Here is a 12088-nt window from a genome sequence, read left to right on the forward strand (position 1 = left end):
TCCAGACAAACAATGCACCCATCTGGGTGCATTGTCGTTCTAACGCTTACTTCGCCTGACGCTTCTGGTAATCGCTGGCGGCTTTCACGAAGCCTGCAAACAGCGGATGCCCATCACGCGGCGTTGACGTAAATTCCGGGTGGAACTGACAGGCAACAAACCACGGATGGTTCGGCACCTCGATGATCTCGACTAACTGATCATCGCCGGAACGGCCCGCAATACGCAGACCCGCAGCTTCAATTTGTTTCAACAGCATATTGTTGACTTCATAGCGGTGACGATGGCGTTCAACAATCGTTGGCGCACCGTACAACTGACGAACGAGGCTGTCTTCACCCAGTTGGCATTGCTGCGCACCCAGACGCATCGTACCACCCAGATCGCTCTTTTCAGTGCGGACTTCGACGTTGCCATCTTCATCACGCCACTCGGTAATGAGCGCCACGACAGGGTACTTACAGTCTGGCACAAATTCCGTTGAGTTGGCGTTGTCCATCCCCGCCACGTTGCGCGCAAACTCAATCAGCGCAACCTGCATACCCAGGCAAATACCCAGATAAGGAATATTATTTTCACGTGCAAAGCGTGCGGTGGCGATTTTGCCTTCCACACCGCGGTAGCCGAAGCCACCCGGGATCAGAATCGCATCGAGACCTTTTAAGATTTCAACGCCGCGCGTTTCGACATCCTGCGAATCAATCAGCTTGATGTTGACGGTCACGCGATTTTTCAGACCACCGTGTTTCAGCGCTTCGATCACTGATTTATAGGCATCCGGCAGTTCAATGTACTTGCCGACCATACCGATAGTGACTTCCCCTGCCGGGTTCGCTTCTTCATAAATAACCTGTTCCCATTCAGACAGGTTAGCTTCCGGACAGTTCAAGCTGAATCGTTTACAAATATAATCGTCCAGTCCCTGAGATTTCAACAGGCCCGGGATTTTATAAATTGAATCGACGTCTTTCAGAGAAATAACGGCTTTTTCTGGAACGTTACAGAACAAAGCAATTTTCGCACGTTCATTGGCAGGAACCGCGCGATCGGAGCGGCAAATCAGCACATCCGGCTGGATACCGATGGAAAGCAGCTCTTTTACAGAGTGCTGTGTCGGTTTGGTTTTCACTTCACCGGCGGCCGCCATGTACGGAACAAGGGTCAGGTGCATATACATGGTGTGTTCGCGGCCCACTTCAACGGCCATCTGGCGAATCGCTTCGAGGAACGGCAGGGATTCGATATCACCTACGGTACCGCCGATTTCAACCAGCACCACGTCGTGGCCTTCGCCACCCTGAATGATGCGCTCTTTAATAGCGTTGGTGATGTGCGGAATAACCTGAACGGTCGCGCCCAGATAGTCGCCACGGCGCTCTTTACGCAGAACGTCGGAGTAGATACGACCGGTAGTGAAGTTGTTGCGGCGGCTCATTTTGGTGCGAATGAAACGCTCGTAGTGGCCGAGGTCCAGATCGGTTTCAGCGCCGTCTTCGGTAACGAACACTTCCCCGTGCTGGATCGGACTCATGGTACCTGGATCGACGTTAATATACGGATCCAGTTTCATCATGCTTACGTTGAGGCCACGGGCTTCAAGGATGGCTGCGAGGGAGGCGGCTGCAATGCCTTTACCCAGAGAGGATACAACCCCGCCGGTCACAAAAATATAGTTCGTTGTCATGCTGAACCTGAGAAGTTAGGTTTAAAAGACGATGGAATAACCAGGACGGGAAAGTAGTATACCGGAACTGTGCAGTTGCGACAAACTTTCATTCTCCCTCCTCTTCACCAGGTTCTGACATTCATAAGGAGTGAGAAAATAGCCGCTTTTGGCTAAATGTTTTTGACGCAAATCAAGCGCTTGTTATTTAAAAAATCACACAAAAAGCGCTTGATCGGTAAAAGTCGTTAGAGATCATATTCCTGGCGTTTTACCTGCTGCCAGACTTCTTCCATTGTTTCCAGGTCAACGCCCGTCATTGTTAGTCCGCGCTCGGCAACGATGCGTTCAACTTCCCGGAAACGACGCTCGAATTTCTGATTGGCTTTTTGCAGCGCAACTTCGGCTTTTACACCTAAATGACGGGATAAATTGACGGTAGCGAAGAGTAAATCGCCCATCTCTTCTTCCACCCGCGCCTGATCGACCACCGCCTGTTTAGCCTCATCCATGACCTCGTCGATTTCTTCGTAAACTTTTTCGACCACCGGGCCGAGCGAGGTCCAGTCAAACCCCACGGTTGAGCAGCGTTTCTGGATTTTTTGCGCGCGCATCAGCGCCGGGAAGCTCAGAGGAATATCATCCAGAGCGGAGTGCTGTTCTTTTTGCGCCCGCTCTTCGGTTTTAATCTTTTCCCAGCGAGCCAGCACTTCGGTGCTGTCGCCCGCTGTAGCATCGCCGAAAATATGCGGGTGGCGGCGTTCGAGTTTGTCGCTGATGGCCGCGCAAATATCGTTGAAGTCAAAGCGCCCTTCTTCCTGCGCCATCTGGGCAAAAAACACCACCTGGAACAGCAGATCGCCCAGTTCACCGCGCAGATCGTCAAAATCTTCGCGCGCAATGGCGTCCAGCACTTCGTAGGTTTCTTCCAGCGTATAGGGGGCGATGGTACTGAAGGTTTGCTCTTTATCCCACGGGCATCCGTTTTCCGGGTCGCGCAGGCGTTGCATGATGCCCAGCAGGCGATCGATTTGAGTCATGTCTGTTCCTTGAAAATTAAAAGCGGGTGGCGGGATTTCCCCTCACCCTAACCCTCTCCCGCCGGGAGAGGGGACAGATTGTGCATCCACTCTTTTGGGGAGAGGGGACAGATTGTGCGCCGGCCAGGCTTTTCCCCCTCTCCCGTGGGGAGAGGGTCGGGGTGAGGGGTAAACTTAACTCCCGTGCAGACGGCGGGCGTCAATCACATCCGGTACCTGGTTGAGTTTACCCAGCACGCGGCCAAGCACCTGCAGGTTATAGATTTCAATATTCATATCAATAGTGGCCAGTTGCTGTCTGGTATCACTGCGACTCGCCACGCCCAGCACGTTGACTTTTTCGTTCGCCAGAATAGTGGTGATATCGCGCAGCAATCCGCTGCGATCGTTGGCGGTGACGCGCACCACCAGCGAGTAGCCCGCCGAGTAACTTTCGCCCCACACCGCGTCGACGATGCGTTCCGGCGCGTGAGACTGCAGTTCGGTGAGCTGATCGCAATCCGCGCGGTGAATGGAAATCCCCCGCCCCTGGGTAATAAAACCGACAATTTCATCGCCGGGGATCGGCTGGCAGCAACGTGCAATGTGGTGCATCAGATTGCCCACGCCTTCCACCACCACGCGCCCGTTATCTTTGCGGCCGCTGCGGTTTTGCGGCGTGTAGGTTTTCTGCTGGAGCTGTTTCAGCGCGGCGGCATCCTGCTCGGCGGCGCTCGGTTTGTTGAACTGCGCCTGCAGGAAATTCACCATCTGATTGAGACGGATATCCCCGCCGCCAATCGCGGCCAGCAACTCGTCCAGCTCGTTAAAGTTGTAGCGCGGCAGAAGTTGTTTTTCCGCCTCTTTCAGGCTGATGCCCAGATGCTCCAGCTCGTCATCGAGGATCTGCCGTCCTGCCAGGATGTTCTTGTCGCGATCCTGCTTGCGGAACCAGGCGTGAATTTTTGAGCGCCCGCGGCTGGTGGTGACGTAGCCGAGGTTCGGGTTCAGCCAGTCGCGGCTCGGGTTGGGCTGCTTCTGGGTGATGATTTCAATCTGATCGCCCATCTGTAGCTGATAGGTAAAGGGCACGATGCGCCCGCTGATTTTCGCCCCGATGCAGCGGTGCCCGACGTCGCTGTGGATGTGATAAGCAAAGTCGAGCGGCGTGGAGCCTGCCGGCAAGTCCACCACGTCGCCCTTCGGCGTAAACACATACACGCGGTCGTCGAAGACCTGACTGCGCACTTCGTCTAGCATCTCGCCGGAATCGGCCATCTCTTCCTGCCAGGCGATCAGCTTACGCAGCCATGCGATGCGATCTTCATGGCCTGTGGCGCGTGGGCCCGCAGCGGCAGCACCCTCTTTGTACTTCCAGTGTGCGGCGACGCCCAGTTCGGCATCTTCGTGCATCTGTTTCGTGCGGATCTGGATTTCGACGGTTTTCCCGCCAGGCCCCAGCACCACGGTATGAATCGACTGGTAGCCGTTAGGCTTCGGGTTCGCCACGTAGTCGTCGAACTCATCCGGCAGGTGGCGATAGTGAGTGTGCACTATCCCCAGCGCGGCATAGCAGTCCTGCAAGCGTTCCGCGACGATGCGCACCGCGCGCACGTCAAACAGCTCGTCAAACGCGAGGTGTTTTTTCTGCATTTTGCGCCAGATGCTGTAGATGTGTTTTGGCCGTCCGTAGACTTCTGCCTTCACGCCTTCGGTTTTCATCTCCGCGCGCAAATGGCCGACAAACTCATCAATATAATGCTCGCGGTCGATGCGGCGTTCGTGGAGCAGCTTGGCGATACGTTTGTATTCATCCGGGTGCAGGTAGCGGAAGCAGTAATCTTCCAGCTCCCATTTCAACTGCCCGATGCCTAAGCGGTTCGCCAGCGGCGCATAAATGTTGGTGCACTCTTTTGCCGCCAGCACCCGTTCATCTTCCGGCGCGTCTTTTACTTCACGCAGGTGCGCCACGCGCTCGGCAAGTTTAATGACCACGCAGCGGAAATCATCCACCATCGCCAGCAGCATCCGGCGGACGTTATCGACCTGTTCTGAGGAGACGGAATCGGTGTGCGTGGCTTTTAGCTGGCGGATCGCCGCCATATCGCGTACGCCGTGGATCAAATCAACGATGGCCTTGCCGACGCTCTCCTGCATCACGTCTTCACTGACGACGTTCGCATCCGCCAGCGGGAAGAGCAGCGCCGCACGCAGCGTGTCGATATCCATGCTTAACATGGAGAGGATTTCGACCATTTCCACGCCGCGCCACAGCAGCAGCTCGGCGTCAGGATGGCCCTGGGTTTGTTGCAGGCAGTACGCCCAGGTTTCGGCTAAGCGTTCACATGAGGGCTGGCTTGAGATGCCAAGACTGGCGATCCATTTTTCTGAGTCGAATTCACCCGCCCGATTAAGATGTGCACTTCTTACCGCAACCATTGTCCTCTCCTTTAAGGGACTGGGCCTGCCGAATTCGACAAGCCGAATTAATTAGCTGTGTTCACTTCGCGTTCAAATAACACCATTGATTCCAGGTGCCCAGTGTGCGGGAACATGTCCAGCATCGCCAGCCGCTGAATTTGGTACCCCGCATTTAATAACGCTTCACTGTCGCGGGCAAGCGTGGCCGGGTTACAGGAAACATACACCACTTTTATAGGTGCAAGTTTAATTATGTGCTGCATTACGCCTGGTGCACCCGCCCGTGCCGGGTCGAGCAGCACCTTGTCAAAACCGTGACGCGCCCAGGGCTGTTGGGTGACATCCTCTTCCAGATTTTCATGAAAGAACGTCACATTCTGTAACCCATTTTGTTCAGCATTCTCGCGGCCTTTGACCACCAGCGCCTCTACCCCTTCGACACCCACCACGCTGTGCGCGAGTTTCGCCAACGGCAGGGTAAAATTACCCATTCCGCAGAACAAATCCAGTACCCGATCGGTGGATTTTACCGCCAGCCACTCCAGCGCACGTGCCACCATCTGTTGATTGACACCATCATTCACCTGAATGAAATCGCGCGGGCTGAAGGTTAAGCGTAGTCCGTCTGACGTATACCAGGGAGCATCGCCGGTTACCGGTTCCAGTATCCCGCTTTCCGGCGCGAGGAATAGCGCAACACCCTGAGAATGCGAAAAGCGTTCCAGTTTTTCTTTATCTTTGGCATTAAGCGGGGCGGTATGGCGCAGCACCATCAGCGGGCCGTTGTCGGCGGCAACCAGTTCGACATGCCCCAGATGGCGCGGAGCGGATAACGTCAGCAGGCACTCACGCAATGGCTTAAGCAATGCCTCAAGAGTGGGCACCAGTACCGGGCATTGCATTACGTTTATGATTTCATTTGAGCTGGCTTTGCGAAAACCCATTTCGAGCTTTTGCGTTTTAGCCTGAACATTCAGGCTCAGGCGCGCGCGACGGCGGTAACCCCACGGGCGGTCAGCGATAATCTCGTCAACGTCATGCTTAATTAATCGGGCCAGCGCGCCGCTTTTACTCTGTTGTTGCAGAGGTACACTGGCATGCTGCTGCTGACAGCCGCCGCACACGCCAAAGTGCGGGCACGGAGGCGTTTCCCGTTCCGGGCTGTCGTTAAGGCGTCGGGTAACGCGACCGCGAGCGTAGTGCCGCTTGTCTTCCGTCAGGGTGATTTCCGCACGCTCTTGCGGCAAAAGACCGGGTATAAAGAGCGTTTTACCGTTATGGTGAGCGACGCCCTGGCCAAACGGATCCAGTTCGCTCGCGTCAACTGTTATGATCTGACGCGTCGCCACGCGTCGTTTTGCAGAGTAGAATTGCGCCATCGCCGGGAATTTTCTCAATCAAACATAATGGCCCTAATTGTCCCATAACGGAACTCCATGACCAACTACAGCCTGCGTGCCCGCATGATGATTTTGATTCTGGCACCCACCGTTCTGATCGGTTTATTACTCAGCATCTTCTTCGTGGTACACCGTTACAACGATTTACAGCAACAGCTTGAAGACGCCGGGGCCAGCATTATTGAGCCGCTTGCCGTGTCCACGGAATATGGCATGAATCTCCAGGATCGCGAGTCCATCCGGCAGTTGATCAGCGTGTTACATCGCCGCCACTCCGATATTGTGCGGGTGATTTCGATCTACGATCGGCGCAATAACCTGTTCGTGACCTCCAATTTCAATCTCGATCCCGCCGGGCTGCAACTGCCTGCGGGCGCGCCCATGCCGCCGCGTTTAAGCGTGATGCGCAAAGGCGAGTCTATGATTTTGCGCACGCCCATCGTGTCGGAAGGTTATTCACCCGATGAATCCTCCAGCACCGACGCAAAAGCAGATCAAAATATGTTGGGGTATGTGGCGCTGGAACTGGATCTGCGCTCCGTGCGCCTGCAACAGTACAAAGAGATTTTCATCTCAAGCGTGATGATGCTGTTTTGCATCGGTATTGCGCTGATTTTTGGCTGGCGGCTGATGCGCGATGTCACCGGCCCTATCCGCAACATGGTAAACACCGTTGACCGTATCCGCCGTGGTCAACTGGACAGCCGGGTCGAAGGCTTTATGCTCGGCGAACTGGATATGCTGAAAAACGGCATCAACTCGATGGCGATGTCGCTGGCGGCCTATCACGAGGAGATGCAGCACAATATTGACCAGGCCACCTCCGATCTGCGGGAAACCCTTGAGCAGATGGAGATCCAGAACGTCGAACTGGATCTGGCGAAAAAACGCGCTCAGGAAGCCGCGCGTATCAAATCCGAGTTTCTGGCGAATATGTCGCACGAACTCCGCACGCCGCTCAATGGCGTTATTGGCTTTACCCGGCTGACGCTGAAATCACAACTCAACAGCACCCAGCGCGATCATCTGCACACCATTGAACGCTCGGCCAATAACCTGCTGGCTATCATCAATGACGTGCTCGATTTCTCGAAACTGGAAGCCGGAAAACTGATCCTCGAAAGCATTCCCTTCCCGCTGCGTAATTCGCTGGATGAAATCGTCACGCTGCTGGCCCATGCCGCTCACGACAAGGGCCTGGAGCTGACGCTGAACATTAAAAATGACGTGCCGGATAACGTCATTGGCGATCCGCTGCGTCTGCAACAGGTGATCACCAACCTGGTCGGCAATGCGATTAAATTTACCGAACACGGCAATATCGACGTGCTGGTCGAGAAGCGCTCCCTCAGCAATAACAAAGTGCAGATTGAGGTGCAGATCCGCGACACCGGCATCGGCATCCCTGAGCGCGACCAGTCGCGGCTGTTCCAGGCGTTCCGCCAGGCGGATGCGAGCATTTCGCGGCGGCACGGCGGCACCGGGCTGGGACTGGTGATCACACAGAAGCTGGTCAATGAAATGGGCGGCGATATCTCCTTCCACAGCCAGCCGAATCGCGGTTCAACCTTCTGGTTCCACATTAATCTGGATCTGAACCCGAATGTGATCAACGAAGGTCCGGCCATGGACTGCCTCAATGGAAAACGGCTTGCTTACATTGAACCGAACGCCACCGCCGCCCAGTGTACGCTGGATGTGCTGAGCACCACGCCGCTGGAGGTGATCTACAGCCCGACGTTTTCTGCCCTGCCGGATGAGCACTACGACATTCTGCTCTTCGCCATGCCGGTCACGCTTCAGGAGCCGCTCTCCATGCAGCATGGCCGACTGGCAAAAGCGGCCACAATGACCGATTTCCTGCTGCTGGCGCTGCCCTGCCACGCGCAGATTAGCGCCGAAGAACTTAAACAGGATGGGGCGGCGGCCTGCCTGCTGAAGCCACTGACCGCCACCCGTCTGCTGCCCGCCGTTACCGCCTATTGCCAGATCAGTCGTGACGAAGGGCTCCTGCCCGTTAACGACAATAAGCTGGCGATGAGCGTCATGGCGGTGGATGACAATCCGGCCAACCTGAAGCTGATTGGCGCGCTGCTTGAGGATCAGGTGCAGCAGGTTCAGCTCTGTGATAACGGCCAGCAGGCTATCGATCGGGCGCGTCAGATGCAGTTTGATTTGATTCTGATGGATATTCAGATGCCGGATATGGACGGCATCCGGGCCTGCGAACTCATTCGCCAGTTGCCGCACCAGCAGCAGACGCCGGTGATTGCCGTCACCGCGCATGCGATGGCGGGGCAAAAAGAGAAGCTGTTAAGCGCCGGGATGAACGACTATCTGGCGAAACCTATCGAAGAGGATAAACTTCGCAGCCTGTTGCTGCGTTATATGCCGGGCTCGGGCATGACCGCCCGGCTGCCGCCTGCGGAGCCGGTGGAAGTACCGGTGAATCCGAATGCAACGCTCGACTGGCAACTGGCCCTGCGGCAGGCAGCGGGCAAGAGCGATCTGGCGCGGGAAATGCTCCAGATGCTTATCGCCTTCCTGCCGGAAATTCGCAATAAAGTGGAAGAACAACTGGTCAATGAAGCGCCGGAAGGTCTGGTCGAGGCGATCCACAAACTGCACGGAAGCTGCGGCTACAGCGGCGTCCCACGCCTGAAAAATCTTTGCTATCTGATTGAACACCAGTTGCGCAGCGGCACTCCCGCTGAGGAGCTTGAACCGGAGCTTCTGGAATTGCTGGATGAGATGGATAACGTGGCGCGCGAGGCGGGGAAGGTATTGGGTTAATTTACCCTCACCCCGGCCCTCTCCCTAAGGGAGAGGGGGAAGTCAGTCCGCACTCGATCTGTCGCTCAGGGAGAGGGGGAAAGTCAGTCCGTGCTCGATCTGTCGCTCAGGGAGAGGGGGAAAGGTAATTTACCCTCACCCCGGCCCTCTCCCTGAGGGAGAGGGGGAAAGTCAGTCTGTGCTCGATCTGTCCCCTCTCCCCTGGGGAGAGGGTTAGGGTGAGGGGTTACTTAATCCCCTGCCCCGCTTTCAACACCGCGGCCACATTACGCGCCGTCAGGCGGACGTTTTCACCGGCATTTTCCAGCGCGTCTTCCAGCGAACATATCGTAAAAATCACGCTGAAAACCGCATCTAAACCGTGCTCATGCACCACGCCGACATCGGCCGTCAGGCTACCGGCAATGCCGATCACCGGTTTGTTATAGCGTTTCGCCACTTTCGCCACGCCCACCGGCACTTTGCCGTTGATGGTCTGGCTGTCGATGCGTCCTTCCCCGGTAATCACCAGATCGGCATCTTTAACGTGCTCATCAAGGTGCAGCGCGTCGGTCACAATCTCAATGCCCCGGCGCAGTTCCGCGCCGCAAAAGGCGTACAGCGCCGCACCCATGCCCCCGGCAGCTCCGCCGCCAGCCAGCTTTAACACGTCGACATCCAGGTCATGCTGAATAATGCGCGCGTAGTGATGCAGCCCATTGTCGAGCCGGACAATCATCTCCGGCGTCGCCCCTTTTTGCGGGCCAAACACCGCCGATGCGCCATCGTCGCCGGTTAACGGGTTAGTCACGTCACAGGCCACTTCGATGCGACAGGTTTTAAGGCGTTTATCCAGTTCGCTGATGTCGATTTTTGCCAGCCGATCCAGTTCGCCGCCGCCCTGTCCAAGTGATTCACCGTCGGCATTGAGCAGTTTCGCGCCCAGCGCCTGCACCATACCGGCACCACCGTCATTGGTCGCACTGCCGCCAATGCCAATGATGATATGTTTAACCCCTGCATCCAGCGCATGACGAATCAGCTCGCCCGTGCCTCTGGAGGTGGTAATTAACGGATTGCGTTTTGCTGGCGGAACTAACTCCAGCCCGCTGGCCGCCGCCATTTCAATGAAAGCCGAGCGCTCATCCCCGGAAAGGCCATAAAATCCTTTTACGCTCTCCCCAAGCGGCCCGGTGACGTCAACATGAATAATGCGACCGGCAGTCGCTTCAACCATAGCCTGGACCGTTCCTTCACCCCCATCGGCCACCGGAAGCTTTATGTAATCGGCATCTGGCCAGATTTCACGAAAACCCTGCTCAATGGCTGTCGCTACTTCAAGCGCACTCAAACTTTCTTTATATGAGTCCGGTGCGATCACTATTTTCATAAAGCATCCTTACGCATGTTGACTGTGATAAGCATAAAACAGGAAATTGACCGGCCCACTGGGACCGGTCCCACAGCACTTAGCGTACCATGCAAGGACGTTTATTATCAAACGTCCAGTTCGGGATCAGGTACTGCATCCCCATCGCATCGTCACGTGCGCCCAGACCATGTTTCTGATACAGCTCGTGCGCGATCATCACCTGGTCCATATCCAGTTCTACGCCAAGGCCCGGCTTGTTCGGGACCTGCACCATGCCGCCTTTGATTTCAAACGGCTCTTTGGTCAGACGCTGGTTCCCTTCCTGCCAGATCCAGTGAGTATCGATAGCGGTGATTTTGCCCGGTGCGGCAGCGGCCACGTGGGTAAACATCGCCAGCGAAATATCAAAGTGGTTGTTAGAGTGTGAACCCCAGGTGAGGCCGAATTCGTGGCACATTTGCGCCACGCGCACGGAGCCCTGCATGGTCCAGAAGTGCGGGTCAGCCAGCGGGATATCCACTGATTGCAGAGAGAGCGTATGGCCCATCTGCCGCCAGTCGGTAGCGATCATGTTGGTCGCGGTCGGCAGGCCGGTTGCGCGACGGAATTCCGCCATCACTTCACGGCCGGAGAAGCCCTGCTCTGCACCGCACGGATCTTCCGCGTAGGCCAGCGATCCTTTCAGGTATTTACCGATCCTGATCGCTTCATCTAATGACCAGGCCCCGTTTGGATCGAGGGTCACGCGCGCCTCCGGGAAGCGTTTTGCCAGCGCGACAATGGATTCCGCTTCTTCTTCGCCCGCCAGCACGCCGCCTTTGAGTTTGAAGTCGTTGAAGCCATATTTTTCGTAAGCGGCTTCCGCCAGACGCACGACCGCGTCCGGGGTCATGGCTTCGTCATGACGCAGGCGGTACCAGTCGCATTTCTCATCCGGCTGGCTCTGGTACGGCAGCGGAGTACGTTTGCGATCGCCGACGAAGAACAGGTAGCCCAGCATTTCCACTTCGCTGCGCTGCTGGCCATCGCCCAGCAAGGTCGCGACGTTTACGCCGAGGTGCTGACCCAGCAGGTCAAGCATGGCGGCTTCAATACCGGTGACCACGTGAATGGTGGTGCGCAGATCGAACGTTTGCAGGCCACGGCCACTGGCATCGCGGTCGGCGAAGGCGTTGCGTACTGCCGTCAGGATATTTTTGTATTCACCGACGGTTTTGCCCACGACCAGCGCCGCAGCGTCTTCCAGAGTCTGACGGATTTTCTCGCCGCCCGGAATTTCACCTACCCCTGTATGACCTGAGTTGTCTTTGATAATCACGATATTACGTGTAAAGAATGGCGCGTGCGCCCCGCTCAGGTTCATCAACATGCTGTCATGTCCGGCAACCGGGATGACCTGCATGGAAGTGACAACAGGAGTAAAAGTATTCGTGCTCATTAG

The 12088-nt window shown here is 56.1% G+C and carries 7 protein-coding genes; 1 reads left to right on the plus strand and 6 read right to left on the minus strand.

Annotated features, from left to right (window positions below; translation table 11 throughout):
• Positions 1 to 46 precede the first annotated feature (46 nt).
• The 4 genes from pyrG to rlmD all read right to left on the minus strand — a co-directional run bounded on the left by pyrG (position 47) and on the right by rlmD (position 6482).
• Entirely contained in the window at positions 47 to 1684 is a 1638-nt protein-coding gene (gene pyrG, locus BM373_RS20395; RefSeq protein ID WP_090465759.1) for a glutamine hydrolyzing CTP synthase, read from the minus strand.
• A 227-nt stretch (positions 1685 to 1911) separates the two neighbouring features.
• Positions 1912 to 2703, minus strand: a complete 792-nt coding sequence (gene mazG / locus BM373_RS20400) for a nucleoside triphosphate pyrophosphohydrolase (RefSeq protein ID WP_090465762.1) — start codon at positions 2701 to 2703, stop codon at positions 1912 to 1914.
• A gap of 174 nt (positions 2704 to 2877) precedes the next feature.
• On the minus strand, positions 2878 to 5121 hold the full coding sequence (relA, locus tag BM373_RS20405; protein ID WP_090465764.1) for a GTP diphosphokinase: 2244 nt from the start codon (positions 5119 to 5121) through the stop codon (positions 2878 to 2880).
• Between the two features lie 47 nt (positions 5122 to 5168).
• On the minus strand, positions 5169 to 6482 hold the full coding sequence (rlmD, locus tag BM373_RS20410) for a 23S rRNA (uracil(1939)-C(5))-methyltransferase RlmD (protein WP_090465767.1): 1314 nt from the start codon (positions 6480 to 6482) through the stop codon (positions 5169 to 5171).
• Positions 6483 to 6539: 57 nt separating this feature from the next.
• Between rlmD and barA the strand changes: the two genes are divergently transcribed.
• On the plus strand, positions 6540 to 9296 hold the full coding sequence (gene barA / locus BM373_RS20415; protein WP_090465769.1) for a two-component sensor histidine kinase BarA: 2757 nt from the start codon (positions 6540 to 6542) through the stop codon (positions 9294 to 9296).
• Between the two features lie 226 nt (positions 9297 to 9522).
• On the opposite strand, the gene BM373_RS20420 is transcribed toward barA, so the two are convergent.
• Positions 9523 to 10665, minus strand: coding sequence for a glycerate kinase (locus BM373_RS20420; protein WP_090465772.1), 1143 nt, complete (start codon positions 10663 to 10665; stop codon positions 9523 to 9525).
• A gap of 79 nt (positions 10666 to 10744) precedes the next feature.
• Entirely contained in the window at positions 10745 to 12085 is a 1341-nt protein-coding gene (gene gudD, locus BM373_RS20425) for a glucarate dehydratase (RefSeq protein WP_090465774.1), read from the minus strand.
• Positions 12086 to 12088: the final 3 nt, after the last annotated feature.

It is taken from the genome of Enterobacter sp. kpr-6 (genome assembly GCF_900116015.1).
Classification (GTDB): domain Bacteria; phylum Pseudomonadota; class Gammaproteobacteria; order Enterobacterales; family Enterobacteriaceae; genus Enterobacter_D.

Coding starts and splice junctions, on each gene's coding strand:
- barA (WP_090465769.1), top strand. CDS start 6,540: ATGACCAACTACAGCCTGCGTGCCCGCATGATGATTTTGATTCTGGCA.
- pyrG (WP_090465759.1), bottom strand. CDS start 1,684: ATGACAACGAACTATATTTTTGTGACCGGCGGGGTTGTATCCTCTCTG.
- mazG (WP_090465762.1), bottom strand. CDS start 2,703: ATGACTCAAATCGATCGCCTGCTGGGCATCATGCAACGCCTGCGCGAC.
- rlmD (WP_090465767.1), bottom strand. CDS start 6,482: ATGGCGCAATTCTACTCTGCAAAACGACGCGTGGCGACGCGTCAGATC.
- BM373_RS20420 (WP_090465772.1), bottom strand. CDS start 10,665: ATGAAAATAGTGATCGCACCGGACTCATATAAAGAAAGTTTGAGTGCG.
- relA (WP_090465764.1), bottom strand. CDS start 5,121: ATGGTTGCGGTAAGAAGTGCACATCTTAATCGGGCGGGTGAATTCGAC.
- gudD (WP_090465774.1), bottom strand. CDS start 12,085: ATGAGCACGAATACTTTTACTCCTGTTGTCACTTCCATGCAGGTCATC.